The following is a 15143-nucleotide window of genomic DNA, read 5'->3' on the forward strand; positions in this document are numbered from 1 at the left end:
GCTTCTAATACACTTTCTGGTCGACCGACATCGATTAAAATACCGCCAGAATGATCAAAACCAATAATAGATTCAGTTTTCATCAAATCCATATACACTTTCATGATCGAAAATTTACCTGTTTCGGTAATTTTATCAAATAAAGCAGGATTGATGACATGTATGCCACTAAAAGCTAAATCATTTAAGTCATCTAAAGAATCAACTGCTTTTATTTCTTCTTGTGTTTTTAGATTTCGCCAGCCTTTTAATTCGTTTTTATCGTTAAAATATAACTTGCGTGACGAATTTCTATCCGAAACAGCTAACGTCACCAACGCCTTATTTTCTTGATGTGCTTTGATAAAATTGGTTAGATGAAGATCTGTCAAAATATCAACATTCATCACTAAAAAATCTTCGTCAAAATTAGTTTTCGCTTTTACCAAACCGCCGCCCGTTTCAAGGACTTGATCGGTTTCATCTGAGATGGTAATTTTAATTCCGAAATAATTATTCTCTTCTAAAAACTCTATTATTTGATCTGCAAAATGATGCACATTAATCACGACTTCATCAATTCCAAAAGATTTCAAATATTCGATGTTCCGTTGCAATAGAGGTTTTCCGTTTACAATAGCCAAAGCTTTGGGATGGTTTTCTGTAAATGGTTTTAAACGAGTTCCAAGACCCGCAGCAAAAATCATAGCTTTCATATTAATAGGCTTCGTTTATCCAGTTTTTTTCTTCTTGCACAACATGATGTAAGATTACTTGCGCTTCAGGAAATTTTTCCGCAATATGTTTAGCAGTCGCATCAGCAGAGTAAACCGAACGATGTTGTCCGCCTGTACAACCAAAATTAATTTCTAAATTCTCGAAACCACGATTTAAATAATCTTCGATTGAAATATCAATGATTTGAAAAACGCCTTCTAAGAAAACGGCAATTTTAGTTTCTGTTTCCAAATATTTTTTAACATCTTCGTCACGACCCGTTTGTGTTTTATACGCTTGGATTCGTCCAGGGTTTAATACGCCACGGCAATCGAAAACGAATCCACCTCCATTACCAGTTGGATCAGTTGGAATTCCACCTTTTTTATATGAAAAACTACGAACGTTGATATTTAATTTAGCCATTTATTTTATGATTTACACGCTCTAACGTTGTTGGAAGAACGAGGATTTTTATAATATTTTTTAATTCTGGGTAATTCTGTAAGATAGGATAATCAATAATTGATTCAAGATTTTTTAAACCAAACGAAATACTTTCTATAAAGTGTTTTTTTCGTTCAATCAATCCTCTCAAACCATAAGCGCCTAAAACTTGCAAAAGTCTTGCTACGACACAATATTCATAGGATTGACGAAAATCTATCGGAACCAAAGTTGGAATTTGTTTCTTCAATTGCTCGTAATAAAATTCGTATAACTCTTTTTTGAAGTTGAAAGGTAAATTGGCTTTTGCTTGCCAAATTAACGATACCAAATCATAAACAATAGGGCCATATAAACCACCTTGATAGTCGATAAAATATGGTTCGTTATGATGAATCATAATATTGCGCGTCTGGAAATCTCGGAAAACAAATCCTTGCGGAGAAAGTTGATCAAATTGAGAGGCAAAACGATCAAAATCTTTGATCAGTTTTCCTGCATTATAATCAATTCCTAAAACATCCAAAAAGTAAAAATTAAACTGAAATAAATCTCTTAAAATCAGTGTTTTATCTAATTTTGGATAAGAAAATGTATGGTTGAAATCAATCTGATTTTTTCCTTGAATTTGAGCAATTGCTAATTGTTCTAAGGTTTTAAAATAATAAGGTTTTGCTTTTTCAAGATCATTCAGCACAAGATTCATCAATGTTTCATCACCTAAATCAGTTTGTACATACGTTTTGAAATCTTCTGAAACAGAAATGATTTCAGGAACATTATCAATCACTTTTTTTAGTTCGATTGAAAACTGAATGAATACTTTATTTTCTTCTGTATTAGAGCTTTCTGCTAAAATATACGATTGATTTTGGTCAAAAAATCTCGAATATTTACGCGAAGAAGCACCACCAGAAAGTTGTGTTAAACTATCGATTGCTTTTTGTGTGAAATTTTCGTGTAAAAATTGAGCTGTATTATCGTTCATCAGAATATTTTGCGAAAGTTACGCATATCAGAAATGATTTAAAAATATTTGTTTGTTGTAACTTTTTTCAAAATGTTGCATCTATTTAGAAAATAAAAAACTGATATGAAAAAAATAGCACTTATTATCGCAATGATTTCGTTACAATCGTGTATTACAGTAAAAGTGAATGCAGATGTAGATTCGAATAGTTTTTATGCAAAAACAACAAATCCAAACATCAAATCGCAAGGAACTTTTTTTGAAAATGGAGTAGGAGATTCGAAATGGTCTAACTCAAATGGAGATAATTGGACTAAAGCAAAATTTGAAGATGCTTCTGGAATGAGTTACATTAAATTAAATGTTTCAAAAAATGTAACAGCTAATTTTCATTCAAATATAAGAATTGATGGAGAATTGCATTTTGAAGTGGTAGACAAAAATCAGAATGTTTTATTTACACGCCATTTAATCAAGTCAAAAGAAGAAAATTTTACATTGGATTTATCAGCTGGTGATTATCAAATTCGTTGGAATTCTAAAAATACTTCTGGAAGTTATTTTTTGGAATGGAAAGAGGAGAAATAGTGAAATTTTAGCAAATATTTAAGTAAAACAATTGCTTTTTTGATGTAATTTTAGGGAGATTTAAATAAAGAATTATGTCCTTAATAGATGATTTGAAATGGCGTTATGCCACAAAAAAATATGATCCGTCTTTGATTGTTGAAGAAGAAGATGTTAAAAAAATTGTTGAGGCTGCACGTTTAGCCCCAACTTCATCTGGTTTGCAACAATTCAGAATTCTTGTAATTAAAAACAAAGAATTACAACAAAAAATTGTTCCTATTGCATATGATCAGCAAATTGTAGCAGATTGTTCGCATTTGTTAGTTTTTGTTGCGTGGGATCGTTATACAGAAGATCGTATTGATACGATTTATGATTTTACGACAGATGAACGCGAGTTGCCAAGAGGACGTTTTGGTTCATATACAGATAAATTAAAAGGTATTTATTTGCCTCAAACTTCTGAAGAGAATTTTGCGCATACTGCTCGTCAAGCTTATATTGGTTTAGGTTTTGCATTAGCGCAAGCTGCAGAACTTAAAATTGATAGTACGCCAATGGAAGGTTTTGATAATGCAGAGTTGGATGATTTACTTGATCTGAATGAGAAAGGAATGAAAAGTGTTTTATTACTTCCTTTAGGCTATAGAGATAGTGAAGATTGGTTAGCTCCGATGAAAAAAGTGAGAAATCCAATGAAGGATTTTGTCAAAAAAATATATGAATAACAAAAAAGGATTGAGGTTTTTCTCAATCCTTTTTTTGTGAAGTTAAGATATTAAGCTTTAATTAATTTAATTTTTAAATTTTCTAACATAGTTGTTGTCATTTTATCAATGTCGTATTTTGGAGCAAATCCCCAATCAGCTTTAGCAACAGAGTCGTCGATAGAAGATGGCCAAGAGTCAGCGATAGCTTGACGAAAATCTGGTGCATAATCAATCGAGAATGTTGGAATATGTTTTCTAATATTTGCAGCTAAATCTTCTGGAGCAAAGCTTAAACCTCCTAAATTATAAGATTTAAACTCACCTAATTGTTTTGGATCAGCGGACATTAATTCAACAATCGCATCAATTGCATCATCCATATATAACATTGGTAAAAACGTTCCTTCTTTTAAGAAAGAAGTGTATTTTCCGTCCTCAATGGCTTTGTAATAGATATCCACTGCATAATCTGTAGTTCCTCCTCCAGCAGGTGTTTTCCACGAAATAAGACCAGGGAAACGAACAGATCGTACATCTACATGATGATTTTGTTGATACCATTTGCACCAGTATTCTCCTGATAATTTAGAAATTCCGTAAACTGTAGAAGGTGTTTGAATTGTATTTTGAGGCGTGTTGTCTTTTGGTGTATCTGGTCCAAAAACCCCGATAGATGAAGGCCAAAAGATTTTATCGATTACTTTATCTTTTGCTAATTCTAAGAAAGTAAGTAACGTATCCATGTTTAATTTCCAACCGAACATTGGATTTTTTTCTGCTGTACCAGAAAGAAGTGCAGCTAAATGATATACTGTTTTGATGTTATGTTTGGCAATAACTTCTTTTATTCTTTCTGTATTCATTACGTCGATTACTTCGTAAATTCCATCATAATCAACATCTTTTGGATCGCGTATATCAGAAATGATTACATTGTTTTTTCCATGAATGGTTTTTAATTTTTCGGCTAATTCAGAACCAATTTGTCCTAATGCACCGGTGATTAAAATCGTTTCGGTTTCCATTTTAAAAGTTACTTTTGTTTGTTTATACCAAAGGTAAAATAATCTACTAAATTTCTAAACTTTATTTAGTAGATTTGTAACAAAGGTCGAAGAAATCTCGACAAATCGTATCAAAAATACTTAGTAGAAATATGAAAAAACAACTATTTGTTGCAGCATTTGCTTGTACTTCAGTCTTAGCATTTGCGCAAGAATCTTATCAAGCTTTTAATCCTGATTACATGGATAAGTCTGTTCGTCCTCAGGATGATTTATATAATCATGTGAATGGTAATTGGATGAAAATCACAGAAATTCCTTCTGACAGAGCAAGATGGGGGAGTTTTGATGAGTTGAGAGAGAATACAGATAAAGTATCGTTGAAGTTAGTAAAAGATTTATTGAATAATAAATATGAACAAGATTCTAACGAGCAAAAAATCTCTGACCTTTACAATGCTTATACAAATATGGAAGCGCGTGATAAAACAGGTTTAGCTCCGATTCAAAAATATTTAAAGCAAATTGATGCAATCAAGAATTTAACGGATTTACAAGTTTATTTAACAGAAGTTACACCGATTGGTGAAAACCCTTTTTATGGAGTTTCTGTTTATACTGATATGAAAAATAGTAAGCAAAATGCGGTTTATTTAGGAAGTATCGGTTTGACTTTGGGTAAAACGTATTATCAAAAAGAAGATGCTAAAAATGCGGAAACTTTAGCGAATTTAAATCAATATATTGATCAAGTTTTCCCTTTTACAGGATCTAAAACGCGCGATTTAAAAGGACCAAAAATTGTTGCTTTTGAGAAAATGATGGCAAAATACATCAAAACAGTTGAGGAAAGTCGTGATCCGAATAAATCATACAATCTGGTAACATTAACAGAAGCGGGTGCTTTCTCTAAAAATGTTGATGTTGTGAAATTTGTAAAATCTTTCGGAATTAATCCTGATAAAGTAATTATTCGCGAATTAGATTATTATAAAAACTTAGATAAAATCATTAATCAAGAGAATTTACCTTTGATTAAAGATTATTTGAAGTTCAAATTAATTGATTCTTTTTCTAATAGTTCTACAACAGAATTGGAGAAATTGAACTTTGAATTTTACGGAAAAAAATTATCAGGTCAAAAAGAACAAAGAGCTTTAGATAAAAGAGGATTATCTTATGTGAACGGAACGGTAGGTGAGTTATTAGGGCAAATTTATGTAAAAGATAATTTTCCACCAGAAGCAAAAGCAAAAGCTCAAGAGTTGATCAGCTATTTATTCAAATCTTTTGATATGCACATCAATAATTTGGAGTGGATGTCGAAGGATACAAAAGTAAAAGCAATAGAGAAATTAAATAAATTTACGGTAAAAATTGGGTATCCTGATAAATGGAAAGATTACTCTGGATTAAAAGTTAAATCAATTAATAACGGAGGTTCTTTAATCGAAAATAACTTAGCGTACAGCCAATGGAGATTCCAAGATAATTTAAAAGATTTTGGAAAACCAGTTGACAAAACACGTTGGGGAATGTCACCACAAACTGTAAATGCTTATTTCAATCCAACAAATAATGAAATCGTTTTCCCAGCAGCAATTTTACAAGCACCATTCTATGATTATAGAGCAGATGCAGGTGTAAACTTTGGAGGAATTGGAGCTGTTATTGGTCACGAAATTTCTCATGGATTTGATGATTCTGGAGCTAAATTTGACGGGGAAGGAAACCTTGTAAACTGGTGGACAGCTCAAGATGAAGAAAAGTTTAAAGCAGCAACTAGTGCTTTAGCAAAACAATATGATAGCTATGAGCCAGTAAAAGGAACACATGTAAATGGTATTTTTACGTCTGGTGAAAATATTGGTGATTTAGGAGGAGTTTCAGTAGCTTTTGATGCATTGCAAATGTATTTAAAAGACAAAGGTACTTACGGAAATATTGATGGATATACGCCCCAACAACGTTTCTTTATGTCTTGGGCAACAGTTTGGAGAACCAAAGCAACAGATGAAGCTTTAGTAAATCAAGTAAAAACAGATCCACACTCACCAGGATATTACCGTTCTTTTGGACCAATCATTAATATTGATGCATTCCACGAAGCATTTCAAACAAAACCAGGAGATAAGTTGTACAAAGCACCAAAAGATCGTATTAGAATTTGGTAGTATGCTTGGCAAAATTATTGATTGGATAAAAAATAGAAAAAGAGTGATTAAAATGACAACAGTAGAAGCAATTAACAATGCTAATGTAACATTAGTAGACGTTCGTGAACCGTATGAATTAGAAACTGATGGATTTGTTCCAAATGCGATCAACATTCCATTGGGAGAAGTACCTACGAGAGTAGAAGAGTTCAAAGCAATGTCAAGACCAATTGTTGTATTTTGTAGAAGTGGAAACCGGTCAGGTCAAGCTGCTCAATATTTACAAGAACAAGGTGTAGACGAGATTTTTAATGGAGGAGGTTTTCAAGACGTCTTAGATGTTTTAGAAAAATAATTTGTTAATCATTAATTATTTATAAAAAACCGATAAATTTTTATTTATCGGTTTTTTTTTGTACATTATTGTATTATAAATAGATATTCGATTACTTTGGTGTCTTACGAAATGTTTTTCAAAAAAAACAAAAAAAATGTGTGACCAAATAAGTAACCATGTGTCTTAATATTGAAAGCAGTTGAAATGTCAAAGGATCTATTAGAACATTTAGATGATGACATTTTGGTGTATAAGATTGTCGAAACAAAAAATCAACATTTGTTTGGAGTATTGTATGACAGGTATGCACATACGGTATATAACAAGTGTCTGAGTTTTGTAGAAGAACAAGAAGAAGCACAAGATATGACACATGATATTTTTGTTAAGTTGTTTGTAAAACTTAAAACCTATCAGTCAAAATCAAAATTCTCAACTTGGCTATATTCTTTTACATATAATTTTTGTGTCAATCATGTACAACGCAAAATAAAGGAAGAGAGAAAAAATTATTCGATGACGGATGATTTGGTTGATAATTATAATGAGCAAGTAATTGATGACAAAGAAATTTTTGAACTAAAAATCGAAAAACTAACACAATCTCTTAAAAAATTAGAGGTAGAAGATAAATCTATACTACTTATGAAATACCAAGATGATTTTTCAATTAAAGAAATTTCGGAAACTTTAGAGATTGGTGAAAGTGCAACCAAAATGAGAATAAATAGAGCAAAAAATCGTTTACTAAAAATTTATAATGCTTTGTAATTTATGGAAAATCCTTTTAAGACTATACTAGCCGACGAGAAGCTTCCAGAAACATTAAAGCAAAAAGTAATGGACGATGTTGCTTTGATAAAACTATCATTAGAAGTTGCCGATTTGGTTTCAGTAAAATATCCAAGTACAATTGGTAATTTCTTTGGAATAGGAAAAAAGAAATCAACCAATCAATCGAATAAAAAAGATAAAGAAGATAACTAGAAATAGAGTATATGAATATAGGTTTAAATTTTAGCTTGTTAGAAAGTTTGTATCAAGAAATAGTACTAATATTCCCGAAAGTAGTAGGAGGTATAGTATTTCTTATCTTGTCTTATATCTTGCTAAAATTAATCTTATTATTGACCAAATACATTTTGAGATTGTCTAAAATAGATAAATTAAAAAATGCATTGAATAATAACGAAGCGTTGAAAAACTCTTCAATTGAAATAGATCCAGGAGTAATTATATTACAATTTGTAAGATTGTTTATTATCTTATTAATTATAATCATTGGATCTGATATTTTTGGGTTAACAGTTGTTTCAAACCAAATAGGAAGAATTGTAGATTATTTACCTCAATTTTTTAGCGCAGTTTTGATATTTGCTGGAGGTTTTTACTTAGCAAATTATATCAAATCTTTTTTGAAAAGTTTAATCAAATCAATCGACCTCAATGGAGCGAATATTATAAGTAATATAATTTTTTATATCATCCTTATTTTTACAATTGTTACTTCATTAAACCAAGCAGGAGTAAATACAGACTTGATAACCAATAATCTGTCACTTATCTTAGGCTCAATATTTTTGACATTAGCTATTGCGTTTGGATTAGGATCAAAAGATGTTATATATCGATTGTTACTGTCTTTTTATACCAATAGAAATTTTGAAATTGGTCAAAAAATCATTATCGAAGATGATGTAAAAGGCGTAATAATTGCAATTAACAACATATGTATGACCATACAAACAGAAAATGAAAAAGTAGTTTATCCAATAAAAATCATTACGAATAAAAAAATACGAATTATTGAAGATTAATCTTACCTACCTAAATTATTTTTATAATAATTATTAACCAACCTATTGATTTTTTTTTAAAAAATCAAGCCGACTTTTAACCTACCAACCAATCGTGAAAGCAAGTCTTTTACAACTAAGCAAACCTTTTTCGATTTAATAGAAAATACATCACTTTCTATTATCTATTAAATCAAACTAAACCAAACCAACAAGAGACCATACCAACCAAAAATGGTCTCTTTTTATTTTTCGAAAAATCAATTAATTTTAAAAATTAGTTGTACATTTGCACCTCATTACATAATAATTATTAAATAATATTGGCATGTACTTAACATCAGAAGTAAAAAGCGAAATTTTCGCAAAGCACGGTAAATCTGCAACAGATACAGGATCTGCAGAAGGACAAATCGCATTATTCACTTACAGAATTAACCATTTAACTGGTCACTTAAAACAAAATCAAAAAGATTTTAATACAGAAAGATCATTGGTTATGTTAGTAGGTAAACGTAAAGCGTTATTGAACTACTTAAAGAAAAAAGATATCACAAGATATCGTGCGATTATCGCTGAATTAGGATTACGTAAGTAATTTTAAACACAATATAAAAGGGCAATTCCGTAGAAATTGCCTTTTTTTTTGTTATAAATTAAAATAAGATATATATCTTTATATAATGCAGTTAAAGCAAACGGCTTTGACTTTAGACGAATTAAATACAAAGAAGACGAATGATTCCACAGGCGATCACAGAAAAAATTACTCTTTCAGACGGAAGAGAAATTACAATTGAAACAGGGAAATTAGCTAAACAAGCTGATGGATCTGTGGTTGTACGCATGGGCGACACCATGTTATTAGCTACAGTTGTAGCAAACAAAGAAGCTAATCCAGGTGTAGACTTTTTACCTTTAACAGTAGATTATAGAGAAAAATTCTATGCAGGAGGACGCATCCCAGGGAACTTCTTCAGAAGAGAAGCAAAACCATCAGATGATGAGGTCTTAACAATGCGTTTAGTAGACCGTGTTTTACGCCCAATGTTTCCAGAAGATTTTCATGCAGAGGTTCAGGTAATGATCTCACTTATTTCTTATGACAAAAATGTAATGCCAGAAGCTTTAGCTGGTTTAGCTGCATCAGCAGCCATTGCAATTACAGATATTCCTTTCACATTAATTTCAGAAGCTCGTGTTATTCGTTTGAATGGTGAATTGATGATTAATCCTTCATTAGAACAATTAGCGCAAGCAGATATCGATATTATGGTAGGTGCTTCTAAAGATTCTGTTGTAATGGTTGAAGGTGAAATGAGTGAAATTTCTGAGCGCGAAATGTTAGACGCAATCGAATTTGCCCATGCGGAAATCAAAAAACAAATTGAAGCACAAGAAAGCTTAGCGGCTAAAGTAGGAAAATCAACTCCAAAACGTGAGTACAATCACGAAACTCATGACGAAGAAATTCGCGAAAAAGTATGGGCTTATGGATATGATAAATATTATGATATTGCGAAACACCCATCTGACAAACACGAAAGAGGTGAAAAATTTGCTCAAGTTGAAGCAGATTTCTTAGCTCAATATGCTGATGATGAAGAGGAATTAGCTCGTGTTACTCCTTTTGCTCACATCTATTTCCATGATGTACAAAAAGAAGCTGTACGTCAATTGATCTTGAACGAAGGAATTCGTTTAGATGGTCGTGATCCAAAAACAATTCGTCCAATTTGGACAGAAGTTGATTATTTACCATCAACTCATGGATCAGCAATTTTTACACGTGGTGAAACTCAAGCATTGGCTACAGTAACTTTAGGATCTTCTAAAGATGCGAATATGGTTGATGGTGTAGTAACAAACTTCGACGAAAAATTCTTTTTACACTATAATTTCCCTCCTTTCTCAACAGGTGAAGCTCGTCCATTAAGAGGAACTTCTCGTCGTGAAATTGGTCACGGAAATTTAGCTCAACGTGCATTAGCTCAAATGTTACCAGACGATTGTCCTTACACAGTTCGTATCGTTTCTGAAGTTTTAGAATCTAACGGTTCTTCTTCTATGGCAACAGTTTGTGCAGGAACGTTAGCATTAATGGATTCAGGTTTACAAATGAAAAAACCAGTTTCAGGAATTGCAATGGGGTTAATTACAGATACAAAATCTGGGAAATTTACTGTATTGTCTGATATTTTAGGAGATGAAGATCACTTAGGAGATATGGACTTTAAAGTAACAGGAACAGCAGATGGTATCACAGCTTGTCAAATGGATATTAAAGTTCAAGGTTTATCGATGGAAATCATGGAAACTGCCTTATTACAAGCAAAAGAAGGTCGTGAGCACATCTTAGGTAAATTATTAGAAACATTACCAGCGCCTCGTCCACAATTAAAACCAAATGCACCTAAAGTTGTTGTGATGGAAATTCCAAAGGAATTTATCGGAGCAGTTATCGGTCCTGGTGGAAAAGTGATTCAAGAAATGCAAAAAGAAACAGAAACTGTTATTGCAATTACAGAATTAGAAACAACAGGTCGCGTTGAAATTAATGGTGTTATCCAAGAAAATATCGATAAAGTAATTGAAAGAATTAAACAAATTGCATTTGTTCCTGAAGCTGGAGCAACTTATCATGCAGTTGTAAAATCAATTAAACCATTCGGTGCTTTTGTTGAAATTTCTAAAGGAGTTGAAGGGTTAGTTCATATTTCAGAATTAGAGCACAGACGTTTAGAAAAAGTAGAGGATTCTGTAAACATCGGTGATAAAATTGATGTTAAATTCTTAGGTTACGATGATAAAAAGAAAATGAAATTATCTCGTAAAGCTTTATTGCCAAAACCAGAAAGAACAGAAAAACCTGCTAAACCAGCAGATAAGAAAGAGGATAAACCTCAAGATAAACCAGAAGCTTAATTTAAGTTTTTATACATAAATAAAAGTCCGAGATTTCTCGGACTTTTTTGTTATTCTATTTTCAAACCTAAATGTTGTACTAAACCAATGATATTTTCTTTCGAAAAGACGGCTCCTTTCAATTGATTTTCATTTGGGTTAATTCTAAAATTATAAGATGTTTTTAGATTTGCTTGCTTCAAATTGGTTTGATCAAAAATTGCATTTAAACAATCACAATTATTGAAGTAAGAGTGACTTAAATCTGTATATGAAAAGTCAACATTTTGCAATGAACATTCGATAAATTTTGATTTTTGAAGGGGTAATTGATAAAAAGTAGAATCATTTAAAATGCAACGCTCAAAAAAAACATTAAGTCCAAACTGATTACATACTTCTAAATTAAATCCAATCATTTTACAATTTTTAAATTCAACTTGCTGAAAACTTGTATTGATAAGTTTCGAATTACTTAGATTACACTCAATAAATTCACAATTGATAAATTTTACATTGCTCAAATCCAAAGTATTCAAATCACAACTAATAAATTTACAATTTTCATAATCGCCAATAACGTTTCGAGATTCAGTGAAATTATGTTGAAAAAATGTTTCTTCAAAATGATAATTTGTATGCATTATTTTTTCTTTATGATTAATTTTTTTAGTGCAAGCCAAAAAATAATCACAATCATATCAATGTAAATTGTAACTTTTAATTGATCGATTTGTGAACATAAATTTTTCCCAGTAATAGAAGAGATACATGTTTCAATTCCATCAGTTTCGTTTTTAATACTCATCATAGTTGAGATAAGCAAATAAAAAACGAAAGGAATAACAAGAATAAGCAGCATTAAAATAATGTTGTAATATCGTTTTGTTAGCATCTTAATCCTCAAATGTAATTTCTATTTCTTGGCCAAATTGTAAAATATAACCATTGTTGTCATATATTGCAAATTCGCGCATATCCCATTCAAAAGTTTCGATTTCGTAAACAATTTCACAATCATTTTTTACTTGATTCCATAATTCATCTACATTATCAACGACAAAATAAAATGAACCTGTAAAATTGGCTTGTTTAAAATCTGCCCCTTCATTTGGATAAGCTAACATAATTTCGACATCGTCTTTTTGTAAGCAGGCCCAAATCCAATCTTCATTTTGTTCTGCAATCTTAAAACCTAATTTCTTATAGAATTTTGTTGTTTTTTGTAAATCTTTTGTCCAGATTATTGGTCGTAAACTTTTAAAAGCCATATATCATTATTTTTGATAAAAATACTCCAATTTTTCAGAACATTTTGGCATATTTAGATGATAAATGTATTCAAGTCGGAAGGTTAATAGTATGATCTGTCATATAAACATAAAAAAAACTCCTAACAAGTAGGAGTTTAATACGAAATTTTAATTTCTATTTAAGGATTATATTTTTTGTTTAATGCTTTTAAAATTGCCCATGTTTCAGCATCGACCACGCCATCATATTTTTCAGGTCTAAAATGCATCTGAAATGCAACAATAGCATTTTTAGTTTGCGTATCAATCATCCCATTTATAGGTACATTGTAGCCATATTTTTTTAGCTCTGTTTGTACTTGTGTAACAAATACTGAGCTTGTTGTATCCCATGGATATTGAGGAATAAATAAATACTTATCACTTTCTTCGTACCAAGCACCAACACCATAATCTGTGTATAATTGTTTCCATGGAAATAGTGGACCTGGATCTGGTTTTCTACCTGGTGCAATGTCTGCATGACCTACAACATTAAAAGGTGAAATATTATAACGGCTGATGATATCTTGCGCTAACTCACCGACTTTTTTGATTTGATAAGCTGGATAAGGTGTGAAATTAGGATAGGTATCTGTTCCTTTATTTCCGAGATTAACGATTTCTATTCCGATAGAAGAGAAATTTAAATTATCGATACCTTTCCAGTTACTTACACCTGCATGCCATGCACGTTTGGTTTCGTCAACTAAAAGATTGATTGTTTTATCATCATAATCATTAATTAAATAATGAGCACTAACATCTTTCTGAGTCAATACTTTTAACGACAATTCGGTATTGATTGCAGTATAATGCAAGACTAAAAAACGAACACGTTCGTCTTGCGAAATAGATGGATAATAATCTGTTGTTACTTTGTACTTGTCAAGCTTTGCAGCTCGAGTCATTTCTGGTTGATCTGTTTTTGAGTTGATAATGACTGTGTCACGAATTACTTTTGTAATTGTTTTTGGCGGAACTGTTTTAGTAGCACAACTGGCTAAAATAAAAAAACAACAAATTGCCGAAAACATTAATCCTTTAATATTCATTCTTTTAGTTCTAAATAGTCTTTTGAGTAGCCAAAATTAAGCCAAATATTTGGATTTTTTTTCAAAAAAGACTTGTTTTGCAATAAAAGTCAGATTATATTTGCAACCGCTTTATAAGACATTTTCTGAATGTCTTATATTAAAAGTAGGAGAGGTGCCAGAGCGGTAATGGAGCAGATTGCTAATCTGTCATCGGGTAACCGATGCCAGGGTTCGAGTCCCTGTCTCTCCGCTTTTTTTAAGTTTTAAATAAAAATACTTTTCGGGGTGTAGCGTAGCCCGGTTATCGCGCCTGCTTTGGGAGCAGGAGGTCGCAGGTTCGAATCCTGCCACCCCGACAAAATTCAACGAATTTTTGGATCGGTCCAGTAGCTCAGCTGGATAGAGCAACTGCCTTCTAAGCAGTAGGTCTCAGGTTCGAATCCTGACTGGATCACAAAATCCACTTAGATTTTCTAAGTGGATTTTTATCTTTAATAAAAAATTATTTTAAAAAGTTTTTACCTTTTTCACTCAATTGCTTAAAATTAATAGAAGGAATAGTTGGATTTAATTCTGATTTGAACTCAGTTACATTTGGCGTTTCAAAGAAGTCTAATTCGTATAATCCGTCTTCAATAAATTGACAATCATCCGTTAAAAAGTAAATTTTAGGAAAGCTTGGCTTACGCTCTATTCTTACTTTTTTTACATTATTTGTATCTGTAAAAACTTCTCCTTTTTTAGTGTTCGCCATGAATTTTATTTTAACTACAAATTTCTAAATAAAAACTAATATTAAAAAATCAATTCAAATTAGTCAAAAATATTTCTACCTTCGTTACAAATAAAACCATGTGAAATATACAATTCAAGCAATACTTTTGTTTTTTGTTTTAGGATTAACAAGTTGTTTACCAACCAAAACAGTTTCCGAAACTAAAGTTGTGACTTCAGAAATTAGCGATTTGTCGGGTAAATGGAATATAAATGATGGAGTAGATTACATTATTTTTGAAGATGCAACGAAAAAAATGGTAATGAAAACGGTTTGCGGAATTATTACGGCTGATTATACTAAAATAGATCAAGCTATAATTTTTAATCATTTAAAACAAGTGAATTCTGATTGCGAAATTCCTCAAAATTTGATTCAAAATTTGCAAAAAACTGCATATTTTAAAGTAAAATCATCAAATCAAATTACTTTTTATGATGAAGCTCATC

The 15143-nt window shown here is 31.3% G+C and carries 18 protein-coding genes and 3 tRNA genes; 13 read left to right on the top strand and 8 right to left on the bottom strand.

Going from position 1 to position 15143, the window contains the following annotated elements:
* The 3 genes from Q0616_RS06185 to Q0616_RS06195 all read right to left on the bottom strand — a co-directional run.
* On the bottom strand, positions 1-695 hold a 695-nt coding region (locus tag Q0616_RS06185; RefSeq protein ID WP_298775852.1), incomplete at its 3' end, for a nucleotidyltransferase family protein.
* Between the two features lies 1 nt (position 696).
* Positions 697-1122, bottom strand: coding sequence for an RNase adapter RapZ (locus Q0616_RS06190; protein WP_260543514.1), 426 nt, complete (start codon positions 1120-1122; stop codon positions 697-699).
* Positions 1115-2131 (bottom strand): phosphotransferase, encoded by a 1017-nt coding sequence (locus Q0616_RS06195; protein WP_260543512.1) that lies wholly within the window; start codon positions 2129-2131, stop codon positions 1115-1117. The genes Q0616_RS06190 and Q0616_RS06195 overlap by 8 nt, the downstream gene beginning before the upstream one ends.
* A gap of 105 nt (positions 2132-2236) precedes the next feature.
* Here Q0616_RS06195 and Q0616_RS06200 point away from each other — a divergent pair, with 105 nt between their 5' ends.
* Entirely contained in the window at positions 2237-2701 is a 465-nt protein-coding gene (locus Q0616_RS06200) for a hypothetical protein (RefSeq protein WP_188318998.1), read from the top strand.
* Positions 2702-2775: 74 nt separating this feature from the next.
* Positions 2776-3411, top strand: coding sequence for an NAD(P)H-dependent oxidoreductase (locus tag Q0616_RS06205; protein WP_171621594.1), 636 nt, complete (start codon positions 2776-2778; stop codon positions 3409-3411).
* 50 nt (positions 3412-3461) lie between these two features.
* Here the strand turns inward: Q0616_RS06205 and Q0616_RS06210 are convergent, their stop codons facing one another.
* Positions 3462-4418 carry an NAD-dependent epimerase/dehydratase family protein gene (locus Q0616_RS06210; RefSeq protein ID WP_225539655.1) on the bottom strand — a complete coding sequence of 319 codons (957 nt, stop codon included), beginning with the start codon at positions 4416-4418 and terminating at the stop codon, positions 3462-3464.
* Positions 4419-4549: 131 nt separating this feature from the next.
* Here Q0616_RS06210 and Q0616_RS06215 point away from each other — a divergent pair, with 131 nt between their 5' ends.
* The 7 genes from Q0616_RS06215 (at position 4550) to Q0616_RS06245 (ending at position 11611) form a co-directional block, all read left to right on the top strand.
* Positions 4550-6571 carry a M13-type metalloendopeptidase gene (locus Q0616_RS06215; protein WP_298775861.1) on the top strand — a complete coding sequence of 674 codons (2022 nt, stop codon included), beginning with the start codon at positions 4550-4552 and terminating at the stop codon, positions 6569-6571.
* A 52-nt stretch (positions 6572-6623) separates the two neighbouring features.
* Positions 6624-6908 carry a rhodanese-like domain-containing protein gene (locus tag Q0616_RS06220; RefSeq protein ID WP_225539657.1) on the top strand — a complete coding sequence of 95 codons (285 nt, stop codon included), beginning with the start codon at positions 6624-6626 and terminating at the stop codon, positions 6906-6908.
* Between the two features lie 186 nt (positions 6909-7094).
* On the top strand, positions 7095-7661 hold the full coding sequence (locus tag Q0616_RS06225; protein ID WP_260543510.1) for an RNA polymerase sigma factor: 567 nt from the start codon (positions 7095-7097) through the stop codon (positions 7659-7661).
* A gap of 3 nt (positions 7662-7664) precedes the next feature.
* Positions 7665-7877 carry a hypothetical protein gene (locus Q0616_RS06230; protein WP_171621599.1) on the top strand — a complete coding sequence of 71 codons (213 nt, stop codon included), beginning with the start codon at positions 7665-7667 and terminating at the stop codon, positions 7875-7877.
* Positions 7878-7888: 11 nt separating this feature from the next.
* On the top strand, positions 7889-8707 hold the full coding sequence (locus Q0616_RS06235; protein WP_225540487.1) for a small-conductance mechanosensitive channel: 819 nt from the start codon (positions 7889-7891) through the stop codon (positions 8705-8707).
* Between the two features lie 307 nt (positions 8708-9014).
* On the top strand, positions 9015-9284 hold the full coding sequence (rpsO, locus tag Q0616_RS06240; RefSeq protein WP_171621601.1) for a 30S ribosomal protein S15: 270 nt from the start codon (positions 9015-9017) through the stop codon (positions 9282-9284).
* Between the two features lie 140 nt (positions 9285-9424).
* On the top strand, positions 9425-11611 hold the full coding sequence (locus Q0616_RS06245) for a polyribonucleotide nucleotidyltransferase (protein WP_298775865.1): 2187 nt from the start codon (positions 9425-9427) through the stop codon (positions 11609-11611).
* Positions 11612-11661: 50 nt separating this feature from the next.
* On the opposite strand, the gene Q0616_RS06250 is transcribed toward Q0616_RS06245, so the two are convergent.
* The 3 genes from Q0616_RS06250 to Q0616_RS06260 all read right to left on the bottom strand — a co-directional run bounded on the left by Q0616_RS06250 (position 11662) and on the right by Q0616_RS06260 (position 13937).
* Positions 11662-12234, bottom strand: coding sequence for a pentapeptide repeat-containing protein (locus tag Q0616_RS06250; protein WP_188318994.1), 573 nt, complete (start codon positions 12232-12234; stop codon positions 11662-11664).
* A 252-nt stretch (positions 12235-12486) separates the two neighbouring features.
* Positions 12487-12861: a VOC family protein gene (locus Q0616_RS06255; protein WP_286484139.1), complete on the bottom strand. Its 375-nt coding sequence runs from the start codon at positions 12859-12861 to the stop codon at positions 12487-12489.
* Between the two features lie 161 nt (positions 12862-13022).
* A complete protein-coding gene (locus Q0616_RS06260; protein ID WP_171621605.1) occupies positions 13023-13937 on the bottom strand; it encodes an N-acetylmuramoyl-L-alanine amidase in 915 nt (304 codons plus the stop codon).
* 148 nt (positions 13938-14085) lie between these two features.
* On the opposite strand from Q0616_RS06260, the gene Q0616_RS06265 reads away from it, so the two are divergent.
* From Q0616_RS06265 to Q0616_RS06275, 3 genes are all read left to right on the top strand, one after another.
* Positions 14086-14169, top strand: a tRNA-Ser gene (locus tag Q0616_RS06265).
* A 31-nt stretch (positions 14170-14200) separates the two neighbouring features.
* Positions 14201-14275: transfer RNA gene (locus Q0616_RS06270), tRNA-Pro, on the top strand.
* Between the two features lie 24 nt (positions 14276-14299).
* Positions 14300-14373 (top strand) — tRNA-Arg (locus Q0616_RS06275).
* 48 nt (positions 14374-14421) lie between these two features.
* Here the strand turns inward: Q0616_RS06275 and Q0616_RS06280 are convergent.
* Positions 14422-14673 carry a hypothetical protein gene (locus Q0616_RS06280; RefSeq protein ID WP_225542728.1) on the bottom strand — a complete coding sequence of 84 codons (252 nt, stop codon included), beginning with the start codon at positions 14671-14673 and terminating at the stop codon, positions 14422-14424.
* Between the two features lie 100 nt (positions 14674-14773).
* On the opposite strand from Q0616_RS06280, the gene Q0616_RS06285 reads away from it, so the two are divergent.
* The coding region (locus tag Q0616_RS06285) for a hypothetical protein (RefSeq protein WP_298775869.1) at positions 14774-15143 on the top strand (370 nt) is incomplete at its 3' end.

Origin of the sequence: uncultured Empedobacter sp., assembly GCF_937930195.1 — a bacterium.
In the GTDB taxonomy this organism is placed as follows: domain Bacteria; phylum Bacteroidota; class Bacteroidia; order Flavobacteriales; family Weeksellaceae; genus Empedobacter; species Empedobacter stercoris.

What these genes read in the sequence shown, in the direction of transcription:
- Q0616_RS06190 (WP_260543514.1), bottom strand. Translation starts at nt 1,122, where the DNA reads ATGGCTAAATTAAATATCAACGTTCGTAGTTTTTCATATAAAAAAGGT.
- Q0616_RS06195 (WP_260543512.1), bottom strand. Translation starts at nt 2,131, where the DNA reads ATGAACGATAATACAGCTCAATTTTTACACGAAAATTTCACACAAAAA.
- Q0616_RS06200 (WP_188318998.1), top strand. Translation starts at nt 2,237, where the DNA reads ATGAAAAAAATAGCACTTATTATCGCAATGATTTCGTTACAATCGTGT.
- Q0616_RS06205 (WP_171621594.1), top strand. Translation starts at nt 2,776, where the DNA reads ATGTCCTTAATAGATGATTTGAAATGGCGTTATGCCACAAAAAAATAT.
- Q0616_RS06210 (WP_225539655.1), bottom strand. Translation starts at nt 4,418, where the DNA reads ATGGAAACCGAAACGATTTTAATCACCGGTGCATTAGGACAAATTGGT.
- Q0616_RS06215 (WP_298775861.1), top strand. Translation starts at nt 4,550, where the DNA reads ATGAAAAAACAACTATTTGTTGCAGCATTTGCTTGTACTTCAGTCTTA.
- Q0616_RS06220 (WP_225539657.1), top strand. Translation starts at nt 6,624, where the DNA reads ATGACAACAGTAGAAGCAATTAACAATGCTAATGTAACATTAGTAGAC.
- Q0616_RS06225 (WP_260543510.1), top strand. Translation starts at nt 7,095, where the DNA reads ATGTCAAAGGATCTATTAGAACATTTAGATGATGACATTTTGGTGTAT.
- Q0616_RS06230 (WP_171621599.1), top strand. Translation starts at nt 7,665, where the DNA reads ATGGAAAATCCTTTTAAGACTATACTAGCCGACGAGAAGCTTCCAGAA.
- Q0616_RS06235 (WP_225540487.1), top strand. Translation starts at nt 7,889, where the DNA reads ATGAATATAGGTTTAAATTTTAGCTTGTTAGAAAGTTTGTATCAAGAA.
- rpsO (WP_171621601.1), top strand. Translation starts at nt 9,015, where the DNA reads ATGTACTTAACATCAGAAGTAAAAAGCGAAATTTTCGCAAAGCACGGT.
- Q0616_RS06245 (WP_298775865.1), top strand. Translation starts at nt 9,425, where the DNA reads ATGATTCCACAGGCGATCACAGAAAAAATTACTCTTTCAGACGGAAGA.
- Q0616_RS06250 (WP_188318994.1), bottom strand. Translation starts at nt 12,234, where the DNA reads ATGCATACAAATTATCATTTTGAAGAAACATTTTTTCAACATAATTTC.
- Q0616_RS06255 (WP_286484139.1), bottom strand. Translation starts at nt 12,861, where the DNA reads ATGGCTTTTAAAAGTTTACGACCAATAATCTGGACAAAAGATTTACAA.
- Q0616_RS06260 (WP_171621605.1), bottom strand. Translation starts at nt 13,937, where the DNA reads ATGAATATTAAAGGATTAATGTTTTCGGCAATTTGTTGTTTTTTTATT.
- Q0616_RS06280 (WP_225542728.1), bottom strand. Translation starts at nt 14,673, where the DNA reads ATGGCGAACACTAAAAAAGGAGAAGTTTTTACAGATACAAATAATGTA.